The sequence below is a fragment of the Alteribacter lacisalsi genome, from assembly GCF_003226345.1.
Taxonomy (GTDB): Bacteria; Bacillota; Bacilli; order Bacillales; family Salisediminibacteriaceae; genus Alteribacter; species Alteribacter lacisalsi.
The window spans coordinates 883,010-908,460 of record NZ_PDOF01000001.1 but is presented as its reverse complement, the minus strand read 5'-3'; the positions used below and the strand labels follow the sequence as shown (position 1 = coordinate 908,460).

Sequence of the window (25,451 nt, the reverse complement as noted above, 5' to 3'; positions counted from 1 at the left end):
ACAACCACCCTTTCATGCTGGTTTCTACCAGGAAGCTGCCGGGTCCTTTCGGTAAACCTCAGACAGAATCGCAAGTGCTTCATCGAGATCTTCTGTGTGCTCACCGGCCCTGCCGTTGCCTGTTTTCATCCCCGGTTCCCCTTCAGGATTAAATCCGGTTTCATCGAGAATCCGGCTTACCTTTTCAAGCCAGCGTTCCGTCAGTAAGGATTCGGCTTCAATGAGTCCTGCTCCGGTTATTTTCTGACCTTCAGGTCCGAGGCTAAGCACGCCGCCAAACTCGTTCCATACACGCCGGACAGCATTTTCCATCCGCTCTCTGGCTTCAGGTGTACTCGTCATCAGCTGTCTGAACCACATTTCCCAATGCATCAGATGATAATATTCCTCGCTTATGATCCGTCTGGCCATATGTGCCAGAGGCTGATATGACGACTGCTTGAGTGACTGGAGCCGGATCGCTTTTGCATAGTCGTAGAACAGGTTTCTCACAACAGCAAATGCCCAGTCATAATCCGGCTTTTCAATATAGCTTCCTTCCCCGTTTTTCATTTCAAGGAGGATAGCATTTTGAAACTCGGAAGGCGTTCTCAGATGGCTGATTCTGTCTGCTTCGCCTTCTCCAAGTTCCTCGAGCAGCTGATAATACATGACTGCATGTCCCATCGTGTCCTGGCTGATCGAAGAAAAAGCAACGTCCTCTTCTATGTGGGGAGCAAGGCCGAGCCATTCTGACCCGCGGTAGGCCAGAAGAAAATCGTCATCTGCAAGCTGATAAAGCAAAACCTTGCACGCCCCCAGAGCGTCACGATTTAGTTTGATTGATTCTGCATTTTCAAATGTCACCCGGATCATCCTTCCTTCAGCAGATTCTTTTCAGTGAACTGTTCCTGTTCATACTGCCGCCACTTCTTTTTCAAATATCCGTAGCCGGCAGTCTCGCGGTATTTTTTATTATCCAGACGGGAAAGAATCTGTCTTTCCTCTTCTGCAAGACCGGTAATATCACTTCGTTTTACAACCCAGATGTTTACACAGGGTTCCCGGCGGAGAAAGTTTTCCTTGGCCATCATCAAAGCCATTTCCCGGTTCGGCGCCAGAAGGCTGAACTGGTGCTGAAAGGCTGCCATCTGGTTCCTTTTACTGAACACTTCATATTCTTCATAGAAATTTCCGTTCTTTTCCTGATCCATGTTTACTCCTCCTTTGTTACGCGTGAGGAGAGTGCGTCACGCACCCACTGGGTGTTTTCATATGAATCACGGCGGAGATCAAGCCGCTCTACTGACATTGGCCCGTGGCCGGTAACGATCTTTTTAAATTCCTCCCAGTCAGGCTGCTGGTAGATCCACTCGCCCTTCTCCTCATCAAAGTGCATCGTCTCATCCGGTATTTCCAAACCGATAGACTTGATTCTTGGGACATATTTATTAAAAAATTCCTGTCGTAAATCTTCGTTGGTTTTCGTTCTGATTTTGTACTTAATGTTTTTATTTACGTGGGACTTACCCACATTTTCTTTCGATTTCGGACCAAAAAACATTAGCAGCGCAGGCCACCATTCTGTCAGTGATTTCTGAAGCATATTCCGCTGCTCTTCGGTTCCTTCAGCCAGAGCCAGAATGATGCTCTCCCCGTGCTGGGCGTGAAAAACCTCCTCTGCACAGATACGCTGCAGGGCGCGGGCATAAGGTCCGTATGAGCTGTTAAGGGACATGCTCTGCGTAATAATCGCTGCCCCGTCGACAAGCCAGGCAATGATCCCCGCGTCTCCCCAGGTTGGTGCTTTCATATGAAAGACGTTATGAAACTTCAGTCTGCCGCTGAAAAGATCCTTCAGAATATCCTCCCGGTTCTTTCCAAGCGGTTTCATTAGATCCTCTGCAACCCGAAGCAGCAGTTGTCCATGGCCCATTTCATCCTGTACTTTCGCCATAATCGCAAGCTTGCGGTGGAGTGTCGGCGCTTTAGGTGTCCATTCTTTTTCTGGAAGCGCTCCCATAATTTCGCTCACAGCATGCATACTAATCAGTCTGATAAGCGCCTCTCTGTAATCGTCTGGCATCCAGTCTTCTGCCTCTATCCGTTCTCCTGCTTCAATCCGCTCCATGAAGCGTTCATACTTCTCTTCGTAGGAAAGGTCCCGTGTCATTTCCAGCACCATACCGATTCCTCCTTGGTATAACGTTTTCTTAACGCCATTATATTTTAATGCAATACAAAAATCAATCATTATCAGAAAATTAATTCTCTTGCACTCTTATAACTGGCAACAATATTTTTGTATGAAAGTAATTTGCATGACACTTCACATACGCAGACAAAAAAATACACAATAAAGAGGGCGCCCGTAAGTGAAAGTATCACTTTCGGATCACCCTCTGTTATAAATTTACGCGGTGTCATTGTAATGGCTGCTCAAGACAATTAAGCTGGTGAGCAGAAAGCCGCAAGGCAACAGTCAGAGAAGATCGGCTGCCATTTGGGCCAGACCGGAACGCTCTCCTTTCTCCAGCTTTACATGAGCGGTATCCCCTTGTGACTTCAATCGTTCTGCCACGTACGTAAGGCCGTTTGTATATTCATCCAGATAAGGATGATCAATCTGCTTTGGATCTCCCATCAGAACAATCTTGCTTCCTTCCCCGACACGGGTAAGAATCGTTTTCACCTCATGTTTGGTCAGGTTCTGTGCTTCATCAATGATAATAAACTGATCCGGTATACTTCGGCCGCGGATATAGGTGAGCGCTTCCACCTGAATGGAGCCCATACCTGCGAGTATTTTATCCAGTTCGCCTGGTTTTTTCGCATTGAACAGATATTCAAGATTGTCATATATCGGTTGCATCCAGGGGCGGAGTTTTTCCTCTTTTTCACCGGGAAGAAAACCAATGTCCTTGCCCACTGGAACAACAGGTCTGGCCACGAGAAGCTTTTTATATTTTTGAAGATCCTCAGTCTGATACAGCCCTGCCGCTAAAGCCAGGAGCGTTTTCCCCGTGCCTGCTTTTCCCGCCAGCGTAACCAGGGGGATATCATCCCGGATCAGAAGATCAAGCGCCATCCTCTGCTGTACATTCCGCGGTCTGATTCCCCAAACCGGATCATCACTTGGAACAAACAGGCTTACATGTTCATTATCCCTGTCCATTTTCCCGAGTGCCGAACGGGAAGGCGCTGCTTCGTCCCGGAAGATAAAAAACTGATGCGGCTGGGTAATATTCCGCGTAAATTCCTTTTTAGGAAGCTTTCGTTTCACATAGAGCTCATCCATCTTTTTCGGAGCCAGATACTTTTCATCGTACCCTCGGTACATCCGGTCAAACTGAACCACACGGTCACTGAGAAAGTCCTCTGTAAACAAGCCAAGAGCGTCTGCCTTTACCCTCATAAGGGCATCTTTACTTACCAGCACGACTTTTCTTCCCCCTGCCGGCTTTTCTTCTTCTTCTATTTTAAAATTTAAAGCGACTGCTAATATACGGTTATCATTTGTTACTTCAAGAAATGTCTCTTTCATTTTCTCATAGGAACGGTGGTTCAGTTCCACGGTAAGTGTTCCTCCGGAAGGGAGCTGCACGCCGAGATGAAGTTTCCCCTTCTCTCTAAACTCGTCGAGCAGTCTTGCAACCTGGCGGGCATTCCTTCCTATCTCATCCATATATCGTTTTTTTGAGTCCACTTCTTCCAAAACGACTGCCGGTATTATCACATCATGCTCATGAAAGGAGTAAATGGCCAACGGATCCTGAAGCAGGACATTGGTATCGAGGACGTAAACGTTTCTCAACTTCTCGCCTCCTGGTTCCAGATAGAATGTAGTCAGCTGCCTGAATGATTGAACGGATTATCTACTTATTTGGCGTCTGTTTACTCTAAATGTATGTGTATGAGAATAAAGATAGACGCCAAAACAAACAATAGGTAAAACACCTTTTGAAAAGAGGGATTCAAGTGAAAAAGTTATTCATGGGAATGCTCGTGCTTTCCGTTGCATCTGCCGGCTGTCAAACTGGCGGTAATGGCGATGACAACCTGGAAGGTCAGTCTGTAAACGAGCCCGGAAATCAGGAATATAATCAATGGGACGGCCACAGTGCCAACGAAATAGCTAATCATCTTGCAAACATTTGTACAAAGCTCCCTGAAGTTAACCATGCAACAGCAGTGGTTCTCGGGCCATATGCGGTTGTGGGACTTGACCTTGACGAGCATATGGATCAGTCTGAGGCCGGCGCTGTAAAATACTCTGCTGCTGAAGCACTTCAGGACGACCCTTACGGTGCCCAGGCTCTGGTAACAGCAGATCCTGATATTACAGCCCGCCTTGGAGAGATGCAGCAGGAAATTGCCGCAGGTCACCCTGTTGCAGGAATTATGGAGGAACTTGCCGCCATTGTAGGACGGATCATCCCAGTTGCACCGGGACCTGAACACCGCAAAGATAACGACGGAGATGAGAGTAATGCTAACGATGACCGCCTTGAAGGGCAGGATCAGCGTGAAATCGATGATATTCAGAACAAACAGAGCAAAGGACGAAAAAAAGAAGTAAAGGGTAACTGAAAACAAGGGGGTGTCCCGGGGCTGAATACCCCTGAGGGGACATCCTTTTTACATGGCTGTATTCGGAAGAATTGTTGATTTATTGCGCTTCAGGTGGAGGCTTTCCACAGGCAACGCCTCAGCCTCCTCGGGAAAACCACCCTCCGGGGTCTTTAACTGTTACTTTTCCTATGGGAGTCGCCGCTTTCCACTCCATAAAAAATCTTGTTAATAGCAACAACCTATCCGAACACAGCATTTACATACAGCTATAAAAAGGCTGATAAAAAACAAAACTGCCCGAAAGGAACACCCTTTTCAGACAGTCTTATTTTCCTATTCGAATTCCTGCATCGCCTGCAGTACCTGACGATCCAGTTTATCTGCAGCTTCTTTGTCGTACGTTTTTTCATACTTTGGTTCCTGGGAAATCCGTGAACCGTAAAACATAACATCCCTGACTTCATCAATTTTTATTTCAACCAGGGCAAGTTTAAGAGGAACTTCCTCCAGTCGGTCAGCTTTCACCTCTGCATGTCCGGTAATGGAATATGTAGAACCGGCTCCGACTACAGTTATTGTAACAAGCGGCTGGTTTCGGATGTTTTCAACGATTCTCGATCTCGTATCAACCGAAAACCGGACACTCTGCTCATCAGGGGCATAAACCCAGGAGATGGCATTTACATTCGGTCCTTTCGTCTCAAAATCAACCGTTGCAATGGTTACGAATCGCTCCTGCTGTAAAAGAGGAAGCAGTTCTTCCGAGAGAGAAGTTTCAACCTGATTTGCCAAAATAATCGCCTCCTTTATCCAATATATCTATACTATACCTGTTTTTATTTGATCTTTAAACTGCCGATCAGCCGGGACTCAAAAATGGTGATCCCCTACTGTGACAGGAGGTATTTATGACAAAAAAACGTGAACATGCAGAAGAACTGGAAACCATGGTCAGGCAATTGGAACAGTATACCCGCCGTCTGGATAAAGCTGAAAAGCTTGAAAACCAATTCGATAAAATCACTTATGCTCTTGAACGGGCGAGAGTACGGGATATCCTTCTGAACTACACGAGTCCTCACAGAATTTTCTGGCTGAACGTGCTGGTTGGCATTGGCCGAGGCCTCGGACTTACCATCGGAACGGTTCTAGTCCTCTCACTCCTAGGTCTTTTTCTCAGGCAGTTTGTCGACCTCCCTCTTATAGGAGACTGGATTAATACTCTTCTGCAATACGTCAATGCGAATCAGGATTCTAACCGTTAACATTCACATCGAACATGTTATACTGTAGAAAACAGAGACTAATCGAGGTGCCCAATGAGAGTTCAGTGCGTGCTGTGTAATATAGTGGAAAATATTGAAGACTATTCACCGTTGGCAAAACGGCTCAGAAATCGGCCGATTCATACGTATATGTGTGATCCGTGCTACGAAAGAATTGAAAAACGAACCCAGGAAAGAAAAGATACCGGAAACTTCAAAACGTATGAAGAAAAAAAAGACGAAGACGAGTGGCTGATCTGAGCGCTCGTCTTCGTCTTTTCTATTAGTGGAATTAGAGGAAGCTTTTATAAAGTGCATTATTTTACCCGATTATCTGCTTCAGGAGTGTTTTCCTGATTTTCTGAGTGACGGCCTTTCATGCGGAACCTGTAGATTCCCAGGACTACGGCAGCCACAATAAGTGATTCTGCCATCGGCAAAAACAGGGCCAGTACCGTAAGCAGGACATTTCCGATCAGCATTACCGTATAGACAATAATGTTTTTGAAAAGCGGAAGCTTTCTTGAGAAACCAAGATTGAAAACAAGAATGGTGAGTACTGTAACGATTACATAAAGAATTGGAAATACAATTGCAAAGTTTTCAGGGTTCGATCCGCCAAGGAATTGGGCGATCGGTGACACATCAAAGTCGGTCTGTTGCGCAGGAGCTGCGTAAAGCATCTAATCTAACCTCCAGTTAGGGTGAATATCTGATCAAAACATGCCCATTATATCACATAACCGGTAAAGCCGGAAATGTCCCGATTCCTTTTCAAAAAGCACTTTTTCCGGTAAACTGAGGTTAGTGAAAGAGAGGAGTGTCCCTTAAGATGAAAACGTTTAACTGGCCTATTTTTATTGTAGCCGTTTTTACTGCCTGCGGCGTTGCCGGAATCGGGATCGGACTGGCCGAAAGCAGCTGGCTTATTGTCATATTGTCCATTGTTACTGCACTGGTCAGTGTAGCGATCGGACTTACTATACGCAAAAAGAATTTTGCATCTGACCACCGGTGACAGCACGCTGGAAAAAAACGCCCTCAGAAGGCGTTTTAAGGTCTTTCCTCCTCACCTCGAACTTGCTGTATGAATAAAATAAACGAAATGAGTATGGAAGGTCGTGAAAGTTTTGCACCTATATGGATATAACCGGTATCCTCCGGCACCATCGTATCCTCCGGTTGATGTTTCCGCCTTTCAGGAATCTCTGGCGGCAAATTATACCCTTCTTCGGCACGGATATTACATGCTCAGCCGATTTTATGCGTCTCCTCCACTCATGTACAGTCTGATCAATGCTGCTCAGTCCGGTAATGATGATGAAGTTGACCGTCTCGTGGAATCAACAGGTGTTCCGTCAGTTGTCGAAACATCTTACACACCAACTTCTGTAACTTTCAGACTTCAGTCTGATGCTCAGACATTTCCACGCTGCTGCACGCTAACAATGAATCTTGTGTGGGGACTTAACTGACATTTACGTATACGTTTTGATAAGTGAACAGACACTAGTGGTGACTGATTTCAAACGTAAGGAGAGCGGTCCCCGTATGAATGAGCGCAACGTACCTTTTCAGAATGATCAATACCCGGCAGCTGAACTCAATGAGGAAACGCTGAACGAGCTACAGGCGTTCGAGTCACGCCTCCGTGCCGAAACGGGCAGAGATGTATTACTTATTGCCTACGAAGATCAAAACCATGAACCAAAGTAATAAAAGCTGGCCCCATGCAGGGCCAGCTTTTATTCGTTAATTCTGTTGATCCATTCCATCCAGGATTTCTGTAATTTCTGTATATACATTGGCATTTGCAGCCAGGAGCGTGTCCTTTTTGAGAAAGGTAAGGGGATTTCCCTTGAAGTTCGATACGGTGCCCCCTGCTTCACGAATGAGCACATATCCTCCAGCCACATCCCATGGGGCCAGGTTAAAACTAATGTAAGCTTCAATCCTGCCGCAGGCGACATAAGCCATTTCCAGTGCTGCTGCCCCATATGATCTGATCCCTCTTGACTGATTCACAAGTTCCTCAAGTCGTCTGTCCTTCATCAGCCACCCGCTGTTAAAGCTGAGAAGGGATTCTTCTATCGCTTTCTCCGCAAGCCTCGGCAGGGATTGTTCATTCAGCCAAAGCCCTTCACCGGCAAGAGCGGAAAACAATTCATCTGACATAACATCAAAAACAACCCCGGCTACTGGTTCGCCATCGTGAAAGATCCCGATGGAAACAGCAAAATAACAGCCTTGATGGACAAAGTTAACCGTGCCATCAATGGGATCGATGATCCAAACGGTACCGTTAAGATCGTGCACGTCCTCCCCAAGTCCTTCTTCACCCATAATTCGGTGATCAGGGTAAGTTTCCTTTACTTTATCTCTGAAAAACTGCTCAACAGAGCGATCCACATCTGTTACAAGGTCATGCTGATGTGCCTTCGTATCAACATTGTATGTATTGGCCATTTTTTCCCGGATATGCAATCCAGCTTCTTTGGTCCATTTTACTGCTGTGTCGTAGAGGTTCCTGCGGTTTTCTCTGTTCATTATGAATGCCTCCTCTGATTCCTGGTGCTTTTATAAATTTATCCTATCCAAATGGTTTAATGCAAATTGGATGTTTTATTATCTGCATTTCAGGCGGCAAAAAAAATGAACCCGGCAAGGCTCATTTTTTGGCTTTTTCATTTTAGGCTTCGAGTCGTAAAAGTTCGTTTCGAAGTCTCTCCAGGATTCGTTTACTCTTTTCGACTTGTTTTTGATCGCTGGCTTGCATGGCGTCAAAGAGCGTCTGGAGTTCGTAGTCAATTTCCATTTTCAGCACTGGTATGCGTCGTTCGCCGTCTCTTCGCTTTAACGTTTGAATGACTTTTTCCATTTCTCCACACCCCTTTTCGTTTTATGTTTTCGCGACCAACGATACTTGTTCGCGTCGTGTTATGGATTACTATACTTTATGAATATAATCCTCATGTTGCAACAAATTATTTGATTTATTTTTTTCATTCCACTTTTCTCGTCAAGTTAAACCAATGGTGCTCACAGATGCGCAATTTTTTTAAAAGCTACCCTCTTGTGATAAACTATCCACATATAGTCAGACCAACACCTTTCTGACGGAAGGAGCAGTATGCAGATGCGATTTCACGGTTTTACTGAAGAAGATTTTGACGTCTTTTCAATCGAAGGCCTTGAGCCCAGAATGGAAGCCATTAAGGAAACAGTTCGTCCAAAACTCGAGGATCTTGGCGACCATTTTGCAGCGTGGTTTACCAACAAAACAGGAGAGGAAATGTTTCCCCATGTTGCAAAACACGCACGGAGAAAAGTAAATCCGCCGGATGATACGTGGGTAGCAGTCGCTCATAGTAAACGAGGCTATAAAAAACTTCCTCATTTTCAGATTGGATTATTCGGCTCACACGTATTTGTCTGGTTTGCCGTTATTTATGAATCCCCTGTTAAAGGAACGTTTGCCCGCCTGCTGAAAGAACAGAAAGAGGAACTGATCAGTCATATACCAACTGATTTTGTCTGGTCAGCCGATCATACAAAACCGGAAGCTGTCGCTCAAAGTAACCTTTCTGACGAAGATTTTGCAGCCCTTCTGGACCGCCTCGAAACGGTTAAAAAGGCTGAACTCCTCTGCGGCAAGCACTTTTCCCGAACCGATCCTGTGCTGGCTGACAAAGACCAGTTTCTCAGGAAGGTTGAACAGACGTTTGAAACTGTCCTGCCTCTTTACCGGATTGCCCGGCAGGCAGAAGAAAAATAAATGAACCACTGGGGGTGCCTTTCTTAGGCTGAGACAACGAGGATGTTGATCCCTTTGAACCTGATCCAGATGAAACTGGCGTAGGAAAGTGGGAACGGCAGCGGTCCGGAATGCGCCATTTCCCTTTTTAGGAAATGGCGCTTTTTGTTTTCATGTTATACCGGAGCGATGAAGGAGTAAAAAACCACCTTAATAAAAGGAAGGATGAACAAAATGGATCAGAAAGTCATCGAGCTTAGGCAGGAAATTAAAAGTAAATCGCCTCTCATCCACAATATGACGAATGTCGTTGTTACGAATTTTACCGCTAACGGGCTTTATGCTCTTGGTGCCTCCCCTGTTATGGCTTACGCAAAAGAGGAAGTTGAGGATATGGCAGGCATTGCCGCAGGAGTTGTATTGAATATCGGCACGCTGACAGCAGAACAGGTGGAAGCCATGCTTCTCGCCGGCAAGGCAGCCAACAGAAAAGGTGTTCCTGTGTTTCTTGATCCAGTAGGCGCCGGAGCCACTCCATACCGGACAGACGCATCAAGACGCCTTCTGGAAGAGCTTGAAATTACGTTTTTGAGAGGAAACCTCGGGGAAATTAGTAACCTGACAGGAGAGCAGATTGAGATGAAAGGTGTCGATTCAAAAGACACTCGGGAAAACGCAGCTGAAATTGCCAAAAAGGCAGCCCGTATGTTTGGTACGAACGTGGTGATAACCGGTGAAACAGATGTGGTAACAGACGGTGATTCGGTATACTCTGTGTTTAATGGTACACCGGAACTCACAAAGGTAACAGGTACTGGCTGCCTTCTGACCTCTGTTCTTGCATCTTTTTGTGCGGTTGGGAGTGACAACCTTCTTGAAGCGGCGGTCTGCGCTCTCGGTTTTTACGGCATCGCAGCAGAAACTGCTGCAGGTCAGTCCAGCGGGCCAGGATCTTTTCAGATCAGTTTCCTTGATCAGCTCGGCACCATTGAGGACAATAAATTAAAACAGAATTTTCGTTCTAAAAAGGAGGAGTAACAGCGATGAACAGAACGGCATTGACGATTGCCGGCTCCGATTCAGGAGGAGGCGCAGGGATTCAGGCGGATTTAAAAACATTTCAGGAACATCTGGTATTTGGTCTGAGTGCGCTTACAGCAGTTACAGCGCAGAATACTGAAGGAGTACAGGGTGTGTATCCTGTTGAGATCGATGGACTTCAACAACAGCTTGATTCGGTCGGGAGCGACTTTACCATTGATGCTGTAAAAACAGGCATGCTGTTTGACGAAGCGCGGATTGAAACTGTTGTTCACGCCATTAAGAAATTTAAATGGAAAAACATCATCGTAGATCCGGTAATGATTGCCAAAGGCGGTGATCACCTGCTTACAGAGGAAGCCCATACTGCCCTATTGGAGCAGCTCCTGCCTGTTACTGATGTCATTACACCTAATATACCAGAAGCAGAGGTTCTGACCGGAAAAACGATCCGTACAATCAGTGACAGAAAAGAGGCAGCCCGCATTCTTCATAACGCCGGTGCCAGGTATACGGTCATAAAAGGAGGACATGCCGACGCTTCTGATTCAACTAATGTCATTGATATGTTATTTGACGGAGAGACATTTACTTTTTTTGAACTGCCTAGAATAGATTCAAAAAATACACACGGGACCGGCTGTACATTCGCGGCTGCTATTACAGCACAGGTGGCACTTGGTCAGACTGTTACTGAGGCCGTGAAAAATGCCAAAGTATTTGTCCAGATGGCTATTGCACATACAACTTCGCTTGGAAACGGCTTTGGTCCGACTCATCACGGTGCTCTGCGCCAGTTTCCTAATGAAGCAGCCGTACTTGCAGGGGAGGTAAGGCAATGGGAGGACTAGATCCCGCATTCGTCCGTGAAAAGCTCAAGGTTTATCTGATTGCAGGCAGCAAAGACACTTCTTCTCCACTGCCTGTTGTTTTAAATGAAGCCATCGCAGGCGGCATTACTTTGTTTCAATTCAGGGAAAAAGGTCCAGGTGCTATGGAAGGTCAGATGAAGGAAGCACTCGCGATGCAGCTGCTGAAACAATGCAGAAACTCTGGTGTCCCGTTTATTGTTAATGATGATGTTGACCTTGCCCTTCAGATTGATGCAGACGGTATCCATGTCGGACAGGACGATGAAGATGCAGCTGAAGTTAGAAAAAAAGCCGGGAAAAATAAAATTCTTGGTGTTTCTGTGCATACTGTTGAAGAGGCGTATACCGCTGTCGAAGCCGGTGCAGATTACCTGGGAGCCGGTCCAATTTATAAAACGGGTTCTAAGGACGATGCCAAAAAGGAGTCCGGACCGGAATGGATCACTGAAATTCGGAGAAACGGCATCGATATTCCTGTTGCAGCTATTGGAGGAATCAATGCCGGGAACGGGAAAGAAGTTATTGAGGCAGGTGCTGACGGGCTCTCCGTCATATCAGCTATTACAATGGCGCCATCCCCCTATCAGGCGGCAGTAGAGCTTACATCGCTTTTTAAAGACTCGAAAAGCCGGTAAGCCATTTCCCCCCCCCGGCAGAAGGATGCCGGAAAAAAATGTTTTTTAATTCATTGCAATGGCTCCTTCCGCTCCGGTCCGACCGGAACAGCATCGGTCAGACTGCTAAACCGTGGAGCGGATTCGCTCATTGCGTAAGCCATTCCCACCCCCCGGCAGAAAGATGCCGGGGGGTGGGAATGGCTATTGCGCTGTGTAGCCGCCGTCGATGAGAACCGGCTGGCCTGTCATTCCTTTTGCTTTATCACTGGAGAGGAAAATGGCCAGGTCTGCTATTTCCTCAACCTGGAGCAGGCGGTTTTGAGGTACGAGTGGATAGATAACTTCTTCAAGTGCCCCTTTAAGGTCCACTCCTCTGTTTTTGGCAAGGTCCTCAAGCTGATTTCTTACAAGCGGTGTATCCACATAGCCAGGGCAAATCGCATTGACTGTAATGCCATGCTCTGCACCTTCAAGAGCTGTCACCTTTGTGAGTCCGATTACACCGTGTTTTGCACTGTTGTAAGCCGCTTTACCTGCAAATCCAATGACACCGTTAATGGAAGACAGGTTTAAAATCCGCCCGAATTTCTGCTTTTTCATATGAGGAAAGACCGCTTTCGTAGCTATAAATGGACCTGTGAGCATAATTTTCAACATCAGTTCAAATTTATCCACCGGGAAATCCTCAACCGCATCCACATGCTGAATGCCTGCGTTATTAATGAGGACATCGATTCTTCCGTAATGATCGATTGTTTCGTTAATTGCGCGGTTAAGATCCTCTTCATTTGTTACGTCACATGGAACGCCGGTCACTTCATGACCTTTACTTTTCAGGTCCTCAACCGCTTTGTTCAGTTCCTCCTCCTTCACATCGGACAGGACCACTTTCGCTTTTGCTTCGGCAAACCGGATGCCGATTTCAAGACCGATTCCACCTGCAGAACCTGTAATAAACACCACGTTATCTTCTACCATGCCCTCATCTCCTTTTCATTGTCTGTTTTCTCTTCCACTATTAATAGATACCCAAAGCTCCCATAATAATAGCCACAAAGACTGCGATTGTCGGAATAATCAGTGTGTCCGCTGCAATATCACCATAAGAATCCTTATGCGTTAATCCGGTAACAGGGCCAACGACACGGCAGAAGTTCCTATCGTTCATGAAAAAAACTGCCCTCAGTTGCGCAGGCAGTTCGTTTTTTACATTTGGCTCAGTTTACCGCTCGTTCGTTCCAATCAACTTGATAAAATCATCATCAGACCCCGCAGGAACGAGCGGTTACTTCACGAATATGCTTCGAAGTACTTGAAGAAGAAGCACGTTTCTTTTTTCCGAAGAGGCTGCAGTGGGGCCGTGAAAAAGGAGCAAAGTGAGCTGAAATAAACAACTAATACTAACAGAGCCTTACATTTTTATAATACGCTCTTCTGATTCTCTTGCTTTTTTTACTGTATGGTAGGGGGATTGACCTGTCTGCTTTTCATATTCCTTAAATGCCTGCTTTTCCTCGGATTTGGATGGAACAATTTCTTTGTAGCGTTTGTACAAAGCACCAAGTACTTCCTTCTCTGCCCCCTTACTGTATGCCTGGTCGACCATTTCAAAAAAGTTCACCACATCGATTACTTCTTCTTTGGACCAGTCGGCAGAGATCGGAATATTGACTTCATCTTTCATTGCATGCACCTCGTTTACAGAGCAGCCAGAAAGCCAGTTGAAAAAGAAACCTTTTCCTGAGGGGCTTAATCTGGTATACTCTGGTTGTTTTTATACTTAGTTAAGGATACCAGAGAGATACTCTCTTTGAAAATGTCCGGCACAGAATGATCATGAGGTGATCTTATTGACGAAACAAAATCAGGAGCGTATGCCTCTTTTTGAAGGTCTGCTCGCTCATAAAGAAACAAGTCCCGTCCAATTTCATATTCCAGGACACAAAAAGGGAACTGGGATGGAGCCGGGATTCAGGGAATTCATCGGTGAAAATGCTTTATCCATCGATCTGATCAACATTGCCCCGCTGGATGATCTTCACCATCCTCAGGGGATGATTAAAGAAGCCCAGGATCTTGCTGCAGCTGCTTTTGGAGCGGATCATACCTTTTTCTCCGTACAGGGAACAAGCGGCGCCATTATGACGATGATTATGAGCGTGTGCGGACCCGGCGATAAAATTATTGTGCCTCGAAATGTCCATAAATCCATTATGAGCGCGATTGTATTTTCAGGAGCTACACCCATTTTTATCCATCCGGAAATTGATCCCGAACTTGGTATTTCCCACGGGATTACGACAAGTTCGGTTCAAAAAGCGATTGACACTCATCCTGATGCAAAAGGGCTCCTGGTTATAAACCCTACGTATTTTGGGATTTCAGCCAACCTGAAAGAAATTGTCGCTATTGCCCATCAAGCCGATATTCCAGTTCTTGTGGATGAAGCACACGGTGTGCACATCCACTTTCACGAAGCCCTGCCATTATCGGCTATGCAGGCAGGAGCAGATATGGCCGCAACCAGTGTCCACAAGCTTGGCGGTTCCTTAACACAAAGCTCGGTTCTAAACGTCAGGGAAGGGCTTGTGAATCCCGACCGTGTGCAGAGTATTATCAGCATGCTGACTACCACTTCCACGTCTTATCTGCTGCTCGCTTCTCTCGATGCTGCAAGAAAGCATCTGGTCACGAGCGGCCGTGAGCTGATTGAGGAGGCGGTAAAACTGGCTGATGACACAAGAAAGCGGATAAACGATATCAAAGGATTTACCTGCTACGGGGAGAACATGCTTGATGACCATGCTATTTATGACATGGATCCCACCAAACTGACGATCTCAATTAAAGAGCTTGGTATAAGCGGTTATGAGGTTGAAGTGTGGCTCAGGGAAAATTACCAGATCGAAGTTGAGCTATCCGATCTTTATAATATCCTCTGTATCATTTCTTTCGGAGACAACAAACGTTCGGCTGATCTTCTTGTTGATGCTCTGGAAGCCCTGTCCACTTTAAGGGAAAAAGAAATCTCCGAGTATAAGAAAACGGACGCACCGGTTTCCGTACCGAACATTCCTGTACTGGCGTATTCCCCGCGGGAAGCTTTTTACTCTGAAACAGAGCGGATTCTTCTCTCGGAATCCTCTGGGCGCGTAAGTGCTGAGTTTGTTATGGTCTATCCTCCGGGCATTCCAATTTTAATTCCGGGAGAAATTATTGAAAAGGAAAATCTGGACTATATCGCTAAAAACATGAAAGCAGGTCTTCCGGTCCAGGGACCTGAAGATGCTACCTTAAAGCATATCAGGGTCATTAGAGAACGAAAGCCTATTTTATAGCTGCGAAACGCAAAAAAGCTGAATCCCTGCAAGGTCCCCCACCCTGCTCTGGATTCAGCTTTCTTTATTGTTTATTGGCTGATATTACTCTTCATTGGCATTCATCAAGGATGCTTCATCTGCACACTGCTCACAGCAGTTTCCATAAAGCGTTGAAACCTTTTCGTTTTCGTAATGTTCGATGACTTGCTCGCAACTTTGACATACAATGACACCCATTTGGCTCCACTCCTTAAGTTTATTTGTAAGCGTTTTCTTATTTGTTAAATTTATTATAGTATAGCCTATTCTTTCAGTCAACACATTTATACGTTATTGTATGTAACTTTTATTTTAATTGTGACATACTATTTAGTCCAAGTCAGTCATACTCGGATAATGGGACAAAAAAAGGCATCCGGCTAAGGATACCTCTAATGACACCACCATTAAATGACAATTTTAAATAATCGGAAAAATAATGACACAAGTAAGAGCTGATTTTTATAGTAACTTTCCTTTTGCTTCAATAAAACTCACCAGCTCCTCAACAAAAAACAGATCCTGTTCTGTCAGAACGTACACATTCGATGAAATCTGCATAGAAAGGATGTGTCTTACTTTACCACCTTCACGGACGGGTAATAGAATTGTCTGATTTTTTTCACGTTTCAGTACAACAGGTCTGGCTCTGCTGCAAACTTTAAGCCAGCCTTCACCGAAACCTCCACTGTTACCGAGACTCATAACATTCCCGAAAAAATGAACCGGAATGATCCTCGTTTCATCTTCAACCAGATAAATGGATATAGTCACATTTCTCCATGCCCCTTCGAAAAGAGCTCTCCCGACCCTCCCGATAAAATCATCAAGGTCCCGTGCATAGTCGTAAGCCAAGCCTACTTCCATCCTTAGTTCGTCTAAAAGATCTGATTTATTCATTCTTGTTATCACCTGCCGTATGATTCTCTATCTGATCTTTTTTGATGCTAAGAGCATACCACAGCCTCATAAAAATTAAAGTCGTCTTTTGTCGAAATGATTGAATTCAAAAATTTTTTTTTTAAGATTTCCCACATTGTGTTAATATCTGTGTAATGTTTGAAACTTGCGTGTTTTATGGATTAGCTCTTTTAGTAAAGATTTTAGTTATATTATTATTGAAGTAAATTCAGAAGAACTCTGCTTCTGATCCATATGTATGCATTAAATGTTAATTTTACTTCCTTTAAAATAAAAATAAGTATACCTCTCAGTCAGTAAACTTCTATTATGCGCAGCTGACGCCAGCAGTGAGACTCCTGCGGCCGGAGGGGCTAGGCGGTGCCCGCGAAGACTCGCCTGCACCGCCGCAGAAAGCGAGCGGATGGCATTCAGCGGAGCTTCGCAAAACATACGGAAGGGTATACTCATTAAAGTAAATCTTCCGCTTTCGATACCTGCAAAATGCAGGTCAAACCAGAAAAAAGAGGCTTCCATAAATGAAAGCCTGTCTCTTCTGCTATCCCCATATAGCCTGAATAATTTCGGTTGTTTCTTCCAAGGAAAACGGCTCCCAGAAATAATCCCCATAGATGAGAAGGTCATGGTGAAGATGCAGTTCGCTTCCGTCATCATTAACAGCGCCGCTGGTGCCGGAATTCCCCACGTATCCAATAATGGTCTCGGCATTGATCCTGGCGCCGAGCTTCAGCTCTTCAGGAATATCAAACAGATGGGCGAAACGGTTCATCACACCATTATCGTACTGCACCCATACCTGCTGCCCTCTGAGGCGGTCCAGAAGGTATTCTGGAGTGAACCCAAGCTCATAAGTGATACTCAGTTCTTCATCACGTACTTCTGGGGATGAGTATTCTTCATAGTCGTGATCAACCCGGACAACTGTTCCCTCAGCCATGCCATACACAGGAGTTTCTGTATTAATAACTGCTTCGGTGGTCCAGTCATACCAGTCTATTCCCTCGTGATAGCCGTTTCGGTAGTCACGCGGCGCCCCTGGGAGGTGGCTCTCTACTGTACTTACCTGGGCTCCTTTGATTGGATAATCAAGAAATGAGAGGTATTCAATCATATCCTCTACAGACTTGCTATGGAGATCAAAAGTATCGTCCGGTGAAGCAAATGCCTCAACTGCCTCCGCGTCTGTGTAAACACTGACAGTCTGCTCCTCCTGTTTCACATTTGCTTCAAGTCCATAATCAAGAAAACTGAGAGGGAGATAAGGAGTCTCTTCCTCCTCCTCATCCAGGACAAGCTTTACTTGATCCGTGTCCAGATATAGACCGTTTCTTTCCAGTACCGGTACGCCGTAAATGAGCTTAAACTGCTGCCCCTTTAGCGCCATTTCAAGTGTCCTGTGGACAGGTTCATAATGATAGGAACCACCTGACTCTTCTGCCAGCTCACTCACAGACACTACTTCCTGATCCTTCATCGTGTATAAATTAAGTGTAAAATCTGGATCAGGAGACCTTTCCTGCTCCTCGTTCTCATGCACTGTGTTGCCGGCATTTTCTGTCTCAGCGGCTTCTTCATTCTTATCCTGCTGGCAGGCAGAGAGTATTAGGACGCCTGCCAAAAGTAAACTGACCCTTTTCATTTCAAAACCGTCCCTTTTAAACCCGATTTTACTTACTTATTCGATTCGAGCCGGATCAAGAGGCTCGTACCCATTTTCCCTCAGCCCGGTTACAATGTCCTCCAGAGCGGCACTTGTAAATGAGCGATCGTGCATTAAAAGATTCGCACCGTTTCTCAGGAGTTCAGTCTCTACCATAATTTCTGCAAGAGGTTCCGCTTCCATGTAATCCGCATCATAATCGTACCCGTAGGTCCAGTTCATCCACTGCATACCCTTTTCCTCTAAAAGTTCCCTTGAATAATCAGTATTCACTCCAAATGGTGCTCGGTAAAATCGGGGACGTTCTCCTGTTATCTCTTCAATCATGTCATTGAGGTCTACAATCTCACTGTACTGCTCTTCTTCTGTCAGGTTACTCATGTTCGGATGATTCATTGTATGATTGCCTATTTCAAAGCCGAGATCGTAAATCGCCTGCAGCTGTTCTTTTCCTTCGTCTGAATGAAGAAAATGCCCGTTAACAAAAAAGATTGCACCTGCCTCGAGTTCTGCAAGTGTCTCTGCCATCTCAACTCCATGTGAATCCGGCACATCATCAATTGTAAGTAAGACCACCTGCTCGTCACTGTTTTCATCAAGAGGACGGACCGTGTGGTCATCTGCCAAGTAGTGGGTCACTTCTGTTTCAGCCGTTTCTCCTTCCGGATCATCTTCGCTCTCCGTTTCATCGTCAATGCCCTCATCTTCGTGATCGTGTTCTTCTTCATCTTCATCCATTTCCGAATCCTCATTAGATCCCGTCATGCCGCTATTTTCGCTATTCTCCTCAATTTCCTCAAGGTCTGTTTGGTTTTGTGATCCATCTGTATCCTCTGTATCTCCGTTCCCTCCGCATCCTGCAGCAATAAGTGTTGCAAGCGCAAGTCCCCCAATTACTTTTTTCACCTTGACCGACTCCTCTTCATTAACTCATTCTCAACCATTTTACCAGAATTTTTATCCAGATTGTACTACTGATGGCATAGTTCAGGGATATCCTCAACAAAAATCAGGGATAATACGATTAGCTTACTGAACGTGAGACTTCTTTCCTAGAAACCTGTTTGATCCTATTTTGGCCAGGGTATGTATATACGAGTGATGCCGGCTGATCAGGATAATCATTTACCTGCTCACCTAAATATGTTAGTTTGGGTAATGCTGCTATTATCGCCGCAATTTTTGTCATATTACATTTGAAAGGTGGAATCACTTTGAAAAGAATAACGCCAGTATTTTGGATTTCTTTAGTCATTGCGGTTGCTTTCATTATCTGGGGTGCCGCAGCCACGGAAAATATGAATGCTGTAACAGGTGAAATACAAGGATTCATTACCGGGCAGTTCGGCTGGTTTTACCTGCTTGCCGCAACGATTTTTGTCGGATTTGCCATTTACTTAATCTTCTCTCCTCTGGGCCGTATCAAGCTTGGGGACCAGGACGAAGAACCCGAATACAATTACTTAACATGGTTTTCATTCCTGTTTACTGCCGGGATGGGAATCGGTCTCGTTTTCTGGGGAGCAGCTGAACCACTTTATCATTTATTTGATCCCAATCCAGCTGAAACTGTTGAAGACGATGCCCAGGCGGCTGGCATGGCTCTTCGGTATTCGTTTTTTCACTGGGGTGTTCATCCATGGGCCATTTATTCAATTGTAGCTCTCTCACTTGCTTACTTTAAATTCCGCAAGAAGTCTCCCGGTGTCATGAGCGCTGCATTTGAACCACTTCTCGGTGACCGTGTAAACGGGGGCATCGGCACAACGATTAACGTGATCGTCGTGTTCGCCACTATTTTCGGCGTCGCCACCTCCCTCGGCTTTGGAACCGCGCAGATTGGCGGCGGTCTCGCACAAGTAACACCACTTGAGAATACAACCTTTCTCCAGCTGATGATCGTACTAGTTGTCACCGTCCTGTACATGATTTCGTCTCAGACAGGGCTGAATGTGGGAATTAAGTACCTGAGTAAGACCAACATTATTCTGGCTGGTTTCCTGATGCTGTTTCTTCTGTTCGCAGGTCCGACCAACTATATTATGAACGCCTTTACACAGACATTTGGTGGCTACCTGCAGAACTTTATAGGCATGAGCTTTAGAATTGATACATTCAATCCGGAGAGTACTTGGGTGGAAGACTGGACGATCTTCTACTGGGCATGGTGGATTGCCTGGGCGCCATTCGTTGGAACATTTATCGCACGTGTGTCGCGCGGCCGGACTATCCGGGAGTTTGTTGTTGGTGTCATTGCCGTGCCTACCATCTTTGGTGCACTTTGGTTCTCTGTATTTGGAGGAACTGCGATCAACCTTCAGCTTGAGCAGGGAATCGATATCTATAGTACAATTGCGGATTCCGGTGAAGAGTCGGCCCTTTTCGCTGTACTGGCACAGTTTAATTTCGGAACAATCATGAGCATACTTGCTATTCTGCTGATTGCTTCCTTCTTTATTACATCTGCTGATTCAGCCACATTTGTTCTCGGAATGCAGACCACGAACGGGAGTCTGAATCCTCCAAACTCAGTTAAATTTGTATGGGGTGTTGTACAGTCTTCGGCCGCGGCCATCCTTCTCCTCGCAGGGGGACTCGCAGCCCTCCAGACAGCTGCCATCATTGCAGCATTTCCATTTGCTATTATCATGATCTTTATGATCATAAGTCTGATGAAAGCTCTTAAAGCCGATACGATACCCGAGAAAAAAGCAAAAAGGTAATTGATCAGACCATTCCGGCTTGAGAGCCGGAATGGTTTTTTCATCCTCTTTTCTATCCCTTAACCGTCTATGGCATTGCTTTCAATTAAGTAACAGTTCTGTTACGCAGCGGGTTTTCAATGGTTTCCGTGTTACCATACGGTATAACAACATCCAGCACCTGAGATTTCGAGAGAGGATGAGATCATGATCCGGACAAAAGCATTCCTATTAAGTGTTTTGCTGGCTGCACTCTGGATGTGTACAGGCTGCCAGTCAGACAGGACAAGTGCTGATCATTCACTTCTCGGAGAAGAGGATGAGACTGTTACAGTATTGTTTTCTGATGAAACACAGGCAGTAGAAGAAGCTGAATACTATGAAGCTGTCGTTGATCTGCACCGTAATTACTCAGATCAGGTTCTCCCTGTAAAAGTTGTGCATGCTGACGAAGATAATCTCGTTTCTTCATATGAAGTAAACAGCTTTCCGACCTTACTTATAATAGAAGATAACAGGGTAATTAAAAGGATCGAGGGAGAATTGAGTACTGAACAGATATTAAACGAGCTTAAAACGGGCCTCCAGCTTAACAGGGTAAATGAGGACAAAAAGGGCTTAACTGTTAATAATAATAATGGGTAGAATCAGAAAGCAGACCGTTGAAGCGGTCTGTTTTTTGTTTGTGGTCCTGAAGTATTTTCTGCAGCATACCACTCGTTTCCTTTCCTCAATGACACCAAGCCTCCTCGGCTGCGAATTATGAAGTAAACGCTCTTTGTTTTTTCCGCTGGAAACACCTTCCGCTTAATATCTAATAGCAAAGCAGCCACCTATCCGAGAACTACTTAAAAAAATCCCCAGCCGGAATTCTCCGGCTGAGGATTTTATAATAGGTGTTTATTTTACAATGTGGATCGGCATACCGAGGGCCACTTCTGCTGTTTCCATTGTGATCTCACCGAGTGAAGGGTGAGCGTGAATGGTCAGAGCGAGGTCTTCAGCAGTCATCCCTGCTTCAATAGCCACACAGGCTTCAGAGATCATGTCAGAAGCATGTTCACCGGCAATTTGTACACCCAGAACAAGACCATCTTCTTTACGTGTGATCATTTTAACGAAGCCTTCTGTTGCATTCAGGGAAAGCGCGCGTCCGTTTGCAGCAAACGGGAACTTCGCCACTTCAACATCGTAGCCCTGTTCTTTCGCTTCTTTTTCCTTTAGACCGACCGAGGCCAGCTCAGGTCCTGAGAATACGACTTCAGGGATGGCTGTGTAGTCGATTTCAGCTGGTTCACCGGCAATGGCTTCCGCTGCTACTTTCGCTTCATAGGAAGCTTTGTGAGCAAGCTGAGGGCCTTTGACGATATCGCCGATTGCATAAATGTTTTTAACTGACGTTCGGCACTGCTTGTCAATCTCAATGAGACCTTTTTCAGTTACGTCAATTCCTGCCTGCTCGAGACCGAGCTCATCTGTGTTCGGTACCCGACCGACAGTGACAAGAAGATAGTCGCCTTCGAACTCTTCCTCTTTGCCTTTAATTTCAGCTTTAACTTTCACGCCGCTGTCTGTCTCTTCAACACCCTGAGCCATCGCTTCAGTTTTAATGGTTACACCATTCTTCTTTAGACGCTTGGCAACAAGCTGACTCATCTGCTTCTCGAAGCCAGGAAGGATCGCTTTCCCGCCTTCAAGGACCGTTACCTCAGCACCGAGGTTTGCATAGGCAGAGCCAAGCTCGATGCCAATGTAGCCGCCGCCGATGACGACCAGTTTCTCAGGGACTTCTTTAAGTTTAAGTGCACCAGTTGAAGAAACAATACGGTCACTGTATTTAAAGTTGGGAAGTTCGATAGGACGGGAACCTGTAGCAACGATACAGTTGTTAAACTTGTACGTCTGTGAGCTCTTTTCGTCCATAATACGTACAGTGGAATCATCCACAAAATACGCCTCTCCCTTTACGATATCAACGCTGTTTCCTTTAAGCAGGCCTTCTACCCCGCCTGTAAGCTTTTCAACAACGCCCTGTTTCCATTCCTGCACTTTTGAAAAGTCCAGGCTCACTTTATCTACGCTGATTCCCATGTCCTCAGAATTGCCGGCATCATGAAAACGATGTCCTGCTTCAATGAGTGCTTTCGAGGGGATACAACCAACATTCAGACATACACCACCGAGGTTATCTTTCTCTACAACCGTTACTTTCTGTCCAAGCTGAGCAGCGCGGATAGCAGCAACATAGCCTCCGGGACCGGAGCCGATGACGAGCGTGTCCACTTCAACCGGAAAATCTCCTACTACCATGAATTAGCCCTCCATTACAAGTAATTGTGGATCGTTCAACAAACGCTTAATATGGTTCAATGCGTGCTGAGCAGTCGCACCATCAATGATACGATGATCAAAGCTTAATGACAAGGCAAGAACTGGAGCAACAACAATTTCCCCATCACGGACAACTGGTTTCTCAGCAATTCGACCAAGACCAAGAATCGCCACTTCAGGGTGGTTAATTACTGGTGTAAACCATTGACCGCCCGCTGAACCGATGTTGGTAATCGTGCAGGAAGCACCCTTCATTTCGTCAGAACCAAGTGAACCTTCACGTGCTTTTCCTGCAAGTTCATTAATCTGATCGGAAATTTTAAAGATGGACTTGCGGTCTGTGTCTTTTACTACAGGAACAAGAAGGCCCTTCTCTGTGTCAGCAGCAATTCCGATGTTGTAATAATGCTTGTGCACGATCTCATCTGTTGAATCATCAACAGACGTGTTAAGTGCAGGGTACTCACGAAGTGCAGAAGTAAGAGCTTTCACAACGTACGGAAGGTACGTAAGTTTGATCCCTTTGTCTGCAGCAACCGGCTTAAACTTCTTACGGTGAGCAACGAGTGCAGACACGTCGATCTCATCCATCAATGTTACGTGAGGAGCAGTGTGCTTGGAGTTAACCATTGCTTTCGAAATCGCTTTACGGATTCCGGACATCTTCTCACGTGTTTCAAGCTCTTCATTGGCAGGCTGATAAGCAGCAACGCTCTTTTTCTCCTGCTTTGTTTCTTCTTTAGCTTCAGTTTCTTCCTGGGCAGAGGCTTCATCTGCTTGTCCGCCGGAAAGGAAGCTGTCGATGTCATCCTTCAGAATACGGCCGTTTTTGCCTGAACCGCTCACCTTGCGGATGTTTACATCTTTTTCACGTGCATATTTACGTACAGAAGGCATCGCAATAATGCGGCGGTCTTCATCAACTTCCTCATCTTGGGCAGCAGGCTCAGATGCTTTTTCAGTCTGCTCCTGGTCTTTGGAAGCTTCTTCTTTCTTATCTTCCTTTTCTTCCTTAGACTCCTCGGACGAGTCATCGTCACTGCCGTGAGCTTCTTCCGGCTGTTCAGCATCTGTATCGAACGTAATGATGACTGTCCCAACAGTTGTTACTTCACCTTCGCTGACATGAAGTTTTTTTACTGTGCCGTCTACCGGAGAAGGGATTTCAACAACAGCCTTATCGTTCTGGACTTCAGCAAGGACGTCATCTTCCTTAACCTCGTCTCCTTCTTTAACTTCCCATTTTACGACTTCACCTTCGTGGATACCTTCACCGATATCCGGCATCTTAAATTCGTAAGCCACACTTAACGCCTCCGTTTCTTATCGCTAAATCGCTGAAAAGGAAGGCTGAAAAGCAATGCTTCTCAGCCGCCCCCGGGTCTGAAGATTACAGATTAAAAATTGATTACTTGTTTTGATTTTTCAACAATGTCTTTGTAGCTTGGAAGCCAGGTATCTTCCGCAGAACTGAACGGGAATACCGTATCAGGAGATGTTACACGAAGCACCGGTGCTTCAAGGCTGAGGATTGCACGGTCGTTAATTTCCGCTACAACGTTTGCGGCAATACCAGCCTGTTTCTGAGCTTCCTGTACAACGATGGCACGGTTGGTTTTCTCGACGGATTCTATAATCGTTTCAATATCGATCGGGCTGATTGTACGGAGGTCAATGACTTCAGCATCAATACCGTCTTTTTCAAGCTCTTCAGCCGCTTTGAGAGAAGAATGAACCATCGCACCGTACGTGATGATTGTAATATCATTACCTTCTCGCTTCACTTCAGCTTTTCCAAGTTCCACTGTGTATTCTTCCTCAGGTACTTCATCACGGAAAGAACGGTAAAGCTTCATATGCTCGAGGAAAACGACAGGATCGTTATCACGGATAGCAGAAATTAGAAGCCCTTTCGCATCGTATGGATTTGAAGGGATCACTACTTTCAAGCCAGGAGTCTGGGCCATAAGACCTTCAAGACTGTCTGCGTGAAGTTCAGGTGTTTTTACCCCGCCTCCAAATGGCGCACGGATCGTTACAGGTGAGTGGTAAACACCGCCGGAACGATAGCGCATACGGGCCATCTGAGCTGCGATAGCGTCAAACGTTTCGAAAACGAAACCGAAGAATTGAATTTCCATAACCGGACGAAAACCGGTCACACTAAGACCAGCTGCAAGACCGCCGATACCGGATTCTGCTAGTGGCGTGTCAAACACGCGATCTTCGCCAAATTCCTTCTGAAGACCTTCAGTCGCACGGAAAACCCCGCCGTTCTGACCTACGTCTTCACCGAATACGAGCACATCTTCATTGTTTTTCAGTTCAGTGCGCATCGCATCCGTAATCGCCTGAATCATTGTCATTTGCGCCATAGC

The 25,451-nt window shown here is 45.7% G+C and carries 31 protein-coding genes and 1 riboswitch; of the genes, 13 read left to right on the top strand and 18 right to left on the bottom strand.

From position 1 onward, the window contains the following. Window positions 1-24: 24 nt before the first annotated feature. The 4 genes from paaC to CR205_RS04460 form a co-directional block, all read right to left on the bottom strand. Window positions 25-855, bottom strand: a complete 831-nt coding sequence (gene paaC, locus CR205_RS04475) for a 1,2-phenylacetyl-CoA epoxidase subunit PaaC (protein ID WP_110517356.1) — start codon at window positions 853-855, stop codon at window positions 25-27. Then, the gene (gene paaB / locus CR205_RS04470) at window positions 852-1,193 is read right to left on the bottom strand and encodes a 1,2-phenylacetyl-CoA epoxidase subunit PaaB (protein WP_110517354.1); all 342 of its coding nucleotides are present in this window, start codon (window positions 1,191-1,193) and stop codon (window positions 852-854) included. The genes paaC and paaB overlap by 4 nt, the downstream gene beginning before the upstream one ends. Window positions 1,194-1,195: 2 nt before the next feature. Next, window positions 1,196-2,164, bottom strand: a complete 969-nt coding sequence (gene paaA / locus CR205_RS04465; protein ID WP_110517352.1) for a 1,2-phenylacetyl-CoA epoxidase subunit PaaA — start codon at window positions 2,162-2,164, stop codon at window positions 1,196-1,198. A gap of 297 nt (window positions 2,165-2,461) precedes the next feature. Beyond that, the gene (locus CR205_RS04460) at window positions 2,462-3,793 is read right to left on the bottom strand and encodes a PhoH family protein (protein WP_110517350.1); all 1,332 of its coding nucleotides are present in this window, start codon (window positions 3,791-3,793) and stop codon (window positions 2,462-2,464) included. Between the two features lie 164 nt (window positions 3,794-3,957). Between CR205_RS04460 and CR205_RS04455 the strand changes: the two genes are divergently transcribed. After that, window positions 3,958-4,569 carry a YhcN/YlaJ family sporulation lipoprotein gene (locus tag CR205_RS04455; RefSeq protein WP_110517348.1) on the top strand — a complete coding sequence of 204 codons (612 nt, stop codon included), beginning with the start codon at window positions 3,958-3,960 and terminating at the stop codon, window positions 4,567-4,569. 315 nt (window positions 4,570-4,884) lie between these two features. Here the strand turns inward: CR205_RS04455 and CR205_RS04450 are convergent, their stop codons facing one another. Then, window positions 4,885-5,343 (bottom strand): pyridoxamine 5'-phosphate oxidase family protein, encoded by a 459-nt coding sequence (locus CR205_RS04450; RefSeq protein ID WP_110517346.1) that lies wholly within the window; start codon window positions 5,341-5,343, stop codon window positions 4,885-4,887. Between the two features lie 116 nt (window positions 5,344-5,459). On the opposite strand from CR205_RS04450, the gene CR205_RS04445 reads away from it, so the two are divergent. After that, complete coding sequence (locus CR205_RS04445; protein WP_110517344.1) at window positions 5,460-5,816, top strand: DUF5665 domain-containing protein; 357 nt, start codon at window positions 5,460-5,462, stop codon at window positions 5,814-5,816. A gap of 54 nt (window positions 5,817-5,870) precedes the next feature. After that, window positions 5,871-6,077 carry a YlaI family protein gene (locus CR205_RS04440; RefSeq protein WP_110517342.1) on the top strand — a complete coding sequence of 69 codons (207 nt, stop codon included), beginning with the start codon at window positions 5,871-5,873 and terminating at the stop codon, window positions 6,075-6,077. Between the two features lie 56 nt (window positions 6,078-6,133). Here CR205_RS04440 and CR205_RS04435 read toward each other — a convergent pair whose 3' ends face one another. Further along, entirely contained in the window at window positions 6,134-6,499 is a 366-nt protein-coding gene (locus CR205_RS04435) for a YlaH-like family protein (RefSeq protein ID WP_110517340.1), read from the bottom strand. A gap of 149 nt (window positions 6,500-6,648) precedes the next feature. On the opposite strand from CR205_RS04435, the gene CR205_RS04430 reads away from it, so the two are divergent. From CR205_RS04430 to CR205_RS20405, 3 genes are all read left to right on the top strand, one after another. Further along, complete coding sequence (locus tag CR205_RS04430) at window positions 6,649-6,834, top strand: DUF5325 family protein (protein ID WP_110517338.1); 186 nt, start codon at window positions 6,649-6,651, stop codon at window positions 6,832-6,834. A gap of 103 nt (window positions 6,835-6,937) precedes the next feature. Beyond that, window positions 6,938-7,291 carry a hypothetical protein gene (locus CR205_RS04425; RefSeq protein ID WP_142669860.1) on the top strand — a complete coding sequence of 118 codons (354 nt, stop codon included), beginning with the start codon at window positions 6,938-6,940 and terminating at the stop codon, window positions 7,289-7,291. A gap of 76 nt (window positions 7,292-7,367) precedes the next feature. Then, window positions 7,368-7,532 (top strand): hypothetical protein, encoded by a 165-nt coding sequence (locus CR205_RS20405; protein ID WP_201745345.1) that lies wholly within the window; start codon window positions 7,368-7,370, stop codon window positions 7,530-7,532. 36 nt (window positions 7,533-7,568) lie between these two features. Here the strand turns inward: CR205_RS20405 and CR205_RS04420 are convergent, their stop codons facing one another. Then, window positions 7,569-8,363 carry an inositol monophosphatase family protein gene (locus tag CR205_RS04420; protein ID WP_110517334.1) on the bottom strand — a complete coding sequence of 265 codons (795 nt, stop codon included), beginning with the start codon at window positions 8,361-8,363 and terminating at the stop codon, window positions 7,569-7,571. Between the two features lie 142 nt (window positions 8,364-8,505). Beyond that, complete coding sequence (locus CR205_RS04415; protein WP_110517332.1) at window positions 8,506-8,694, bottom strand: hypothetical protein; 189 nt, start codon at window positions 8,692-8,694, stop codon at window positions 8,506-8,508. 258 nt (window positions 8,695-8,952) lie between these two features. Between CR205_RS04415 and CR205_RS04410 the strand changes: the two genes are divergently transcribed. From CR205_RS04410 to thiE, 4 genes are all read left to right on the top strand, one after another. Beyond that, the gene (locus CR205_RS04410) at window positions 8,953-9,591 is read left to right on the top strand and encodes a YktB family protein (protein WP_110517330.1); all 639 of its coding nucleotides are present in this window, start codon (window positions 8,953-8,955) and stop codon (window positions 9,589-9,591) included. After that, window positions 9,592-9,695, top strand: a riboswitch (TPP riboswitch). A 109-nt stretch (window positions 9,696-9,804) separates the two neighbouring features. Next, window positions 9,805-10,608, top strand: coding sequence for a hydroxyethylthiazole kinase (gene thiM, locus CR205_RS04405; protein ID WP_407923541.1), 804 nt, complete (start codon window positions 9,805-9,807; stop codon window positions 10,606-10,608). A 5-nt stretch (window positions 10,609-10,613) separates the two neighbouring features. Further along, entirely contained in the window at window positions 10,614-11,462 is an 849-nt protein-coding gene (thiD, locus tag CR205_RS04400; RefSeq protein ID WP_110517326.1) for a bifunctional hydroxymethylpyrimidine kinase/phosphomethylpyrimidine kinase, read from the top strand. Continuing rightward, complete coding sequence (gene thiE / locus CR205_RS04395; protein ID WP_110517324.1) at window positions 11,450-12,118, top strand: thiamine phosphate synthase; 669 nt, start codon at window positions 11,450-11,452, stop codon at window positions 12,116-12,118. Before thiD ends, thiE begins: the two co-directional genes overlap by 13 nt. Before the next feature lie 183 nt (window positions 12,119-12,301). On the opposite strand, the gene CR205_RS04390 is transcribed toward thiE, so the two are convergent. From CR205_RS04390 to CR205_RS04385, 3 genes are all read right to left on the bottom strand, one after another. Then, complete coding sequence (locus tag CR205_RS04390) at window positions 12,302-13,078, bottom strand: 3-hydroxybutyrate dehydrogenase (RefSeq protein ID WP_110517322.1); 777 nt, start codon at window positions 13,076-13,078, stop codon at window positions 12,302-12,304. Window positions 13,079-13,118: 40 nt separating this feature from the next. Further along, complete coding sequence (locus tag CR205_RS20215) at window positions 13,119-13,268, bottom strand: hypothetical protein (RefSeq protein ID WP_161524671.1); 150 nt, start codon at window positions 13,266-13,268, stop codon at window positions 13,119-13,121. A 243-nt stretch (window positions 13,269-13,511) separates the two neighbouring features. Next, on the bottom strand, window positions 13,512-13,784 hold the full coding sequence (locus tag CR205_RS04385) for a UPF0223 family protein (RefSeq protein ID WP_110517320.1): 273 nt from the start codon (window positions 13,782-13,784) through the stop codon (window positions 13,512-13,514). 190 nt (window positions 13,785-13,974) lie between these two features. On the opposite strand from CR205_RS04385, the gene CR205_RS04380 reads away from it, so the two are divergent. Continuing rightward, window positions 13,975-15,438: an aminotransferase class I/II-fold pyridoxal phosphate-dependent enzyme gene (locus CR205_RS04380; protein WP_110519679.1), complete on the top strand. Its 1,464-nt coding sequence runs from the start codon at window positions 13,975-13,977 to the stop codon at window positions 15,436-15,438. An 84-nt stretch (window positions 15,439-15,522) separates the two neighbouring features. Here the strand turns inward: CR205_RS04380 and CR205_RS04375 are convergent, their stop codons facing one another. The 4 genes from CR205_RS04375 to CR205_RS04360 all read right to left on the bottom strand — a co-directional run bounded on the left by CR205_RS04375 (window position 15,523) and on the right by CR205_RS04360 (window position 18,946). Then, on the bottom strand, window positions 15,523-15,657 hold the full coding sequence (locus tag CR205_RS04375; RefSeq protein ID WP_110517318.1) for a GapA-binding peptide SR1P: 135 nt from the start codon (window positions 15,655-15,657) through the stop codon (window positions 15,523-15,525). Window positions 15,658-15,921: 264 nt separating this feature from the next. After that, window positions 15,922-16,359 (bottom strand): hypothetical protein, encoded by a 438-nt coding sequence (locus CR205_RS04370; RefSeq protein WP_110517316.1) that lies wholly within the window; start codon window positions 16,357-16,359, stop codon window positions 15,922-15,924. Window positions 16,360-16,918: 559 nt separating this feature from the next. Further along, window positions 16,919-18,019 carry a M23 family metallopeptidase gene (locus CR205_RS04365; protein WP_110517314.1) on the bottom strand — a complete coding sequence of 367 codons (1,101 nt, stop codon included), beginning with the start codon at window positions 18,017-18,019 and terminating at the stop codon, window positions 16,919-16,921. Between the two features lie 36 nt (window positions 18,020-18,055). Then, complete coding sequence (locus tag CR205_RS04360) at window positions 18,056-18,946, bottom strand: polysaccharide deacetylase family protein (protein WP_110517312.1); 891 nt, start codon at window positions 18,944-18,946, stop codon at window positions 18,056-18,058. A 308-nt stretch (window positions 18,947-19,254) separates the two neighbouring features. Here CR205_RS04360 and CR205_RS04355 point away from each other — a divergent pair, with 308 nt between their 5' ends. Then, complete coding sequence (locus CR205_RS04355; RefSeq protein ID WP_110517310.1) at window positions 19,255-20,763, top strand: glycine betaine uptake BCCT transporter; 1,509 nt, start codon at window positions 19,255-19,257, stop codon at window positions 20,761-20,763. 186 nt (window positions 20,764-20,949) lie between these two features. Continuing rightward, complete coding sequence (locus CR205_RS04350; protein ID WP_110517308.1) at window positions 20,950-21,387, top strand: thioredoxin family protein; 438 nt, start codon at window positions 20,950-20,952, stop codon at window positions 21,385-21,387. A 255-nt stretch (window positions 21,388-21,642) separates the two neighbouring features. Here the strand turns inward: CR205_RS04350 and lpdA are convergent, their stop codons facing one another. From lpdA to CR205_RS04335, 3 genes are all read right to left on the bottom strand, one after another. Further along, window positions 21,643-23,052, bottom strand: coding sequence for a dihydrolipoyl dehydrogenase (lpdA, locus tag CR205_RS04345; RefSeq protein WP_110517306.1), 1,410 nt, complete (start codon window positions 23,050-23,052; stop codon window positions 21,643-21,645). Between the two features lie 3 nt (window positions 23,053-23,055). Next, on the bottom strand, window positions 23,056-24,378 hold the full coding sequence (locus tag CR205_RS04340) for a dihydrolipoamide acetyltransferase family protein (protein WP_110517305.1): 1,323 nt from the start codon (window positions 24,376-24,378) through the stop codon (window positions 23,056-23,058). 92 nt (window positions 24,379-24,470) lie between these two features. Beyond that, window positions 24,471-25,448, bottom strand: a complete 978-nt coding sequence (locus CR205_RS04335) for an alpha-ketoacid dehydrogenase subunit beta (RefSeq protein WP_110517303.1) — start codon at window positions 25,446-25,448, stop codon at window positions 24,471-24,473. Between the last annotated feature and the right edge of the window lie 3 nt (window positions 25,449-25,451).

Coding starts and splice junctions, on each gene's coding strand:
- CR205_RS04435 (WP_110517340.1), bottom strand. CDS start 6,499: ATGCTTTACGCAGCTCCTGCGCAACAGACCGACTTTGATGTGTCACCG.
- paaB (WP_110517354.1), bottom strand. CDS start 1,193: ATGGATCAGGAAAAGAACGGAAATTTCTATGAAGAATATGAAGTGTTC.
- CR205_RS04380 (WP_110519679.1), top strand. CDS start 13,975: ATGCCTCTTTTTGAAGGTCTGCTCGCTCATAAAGAAACAAGTCCCGTC.
- CR205_RS04375 (WP_110517318.1), bottom strand. CDS start 15,657: ATGGGTGTCATTGTATGTCAAAGTTGCGAGCAAGTCATCGAACATTAC.
- CR205_RS04440 (WP_110517342.1), top strand. CDS start 5,871: ATGAGAGTTCAGTGCGTGCTGTGTAATATAGTGGAAAATATTGAAGAC.
- CR205_RS04420 (WP_110517334.1), bottom strand. CDS start 8,363: ATGAACAGAGAAAACCGCAGGAACCTCTACGACACAGCAGTAAAATGG.
- paaA (WP_110517352.1), bottom strand. CDS start 2,164: ATGGTGCTGGAAATGACACGGGACCTTTCCTACGAAGAGAAGTATGAA.
- paaC (WP_110517356.1), bottom strand. CDS start 855: ATGATCCGGGTGACATTTGAAAATGCAGAATCAATCAAACTAAATCGT.
- CR205_RS04390 (WP_110517322.1), bottom strand. CDS start 13,078: ATGGTAGAAGATAACGTGGTGTTTATTACAGGTTCTGCAGGTGGAATC.
- CR205_RS04370 (WP_110517316.1), bottom strand. CDS start 16,359: ATGAATAAATCAGATCTTTTAGACGAACTAAGGATGGAAGTAGGCTTG.
- CR205_RS20405 (WP_201745345.1), top strand. CDS start 7,368: ATGAATGAGCGCAACGTACCTTTTCAGAATGATCAATACCCGGCAGCT.
- CR205_RS04445 (WP_110517344.1), top strand. CDS start 5,460: ATGACAAAAAAACGTGAACATGCAGAAGAACTGGAAACCATGGTCAGG.
- CR205_RS04365 (WP_110517314.1), bottom strand. CDS start 18,019: ATGAAAAGGGTCAGTTTACTTTTGGCAGGCGTCCTAATACTCTCTGCC.
- CR205_RS04430 (WP_110517338.1), top strand. CDS start 6,649: ATGAAAACGTTTAACTGGCCTATTTTTATTGTAGCCGTTTTTACTGCC.
- CR205_RS04415 (WP_110517332.1), bottom strand. CDS start 8,694: ATGGAAAAAGTCATTCAAACGTTAAAGCGAAGAGACGGCGAACGACGC.
- thiE (WP_110517324.1), top strand. CDS start 11,450: ATGGGAGGACTAGATCCCGCATTCGTCCGTGAAAAGCTCAAGGTTTAT.
- CR205_RS04410 (WP_110517330.1), top strand. CDS start 8,953: ATGCGATTTCACGGTTTTACTGAAGAAGATTTTGACGTCTTTTCAATC.
- CR205_RS04335 (WP_110517303.1), bottom strand. CDS start 25,448: ATGGCGCAAATGACAATGATTCAGGCGATTACGGATGCGATGCGCACT.
- CR205_RS20215 (WP_161524671.1), bottom strand. CDS start 13,268: ATGAACGATAGGAACTTCTGCCGTGTCGTTGGCCCTGTTACCGGATTA.
- CR205_RS04350 (WP_110517308.1), top strand. CDS start 20,950: ATGATCCGGACAAAAGCATTCCTATTAAGTGTTTTGCTGGCTGCACTC.
- thiD (WP_110517326.1), top strand. CDS start 10,614: ATGAACAGAACGGCATTGACGATTGCCGGCTCCGATTCAGGAGGAGGC.
- thiM (WP_407923541.1), top strand. CDS start 9,805: ATGGATCAGAAAGTCATCGAGCTTAGGCAGGAAATTAAAAGTAAATCG.
- CR205_RS04385 (WP_110517320.1), bottom strand. CDS start 13,784: ATGAAAGATGAAGTCAATATTCCGATCTCTGCCGACTGGTCCAAAGAA.
- lpdA (WP_110517306.1), bottom strand. CDS start 23,052: ATGGTAGTAGGAGATTTTCCGGTTGAAGTGGACACGCTCGTCATCGGC.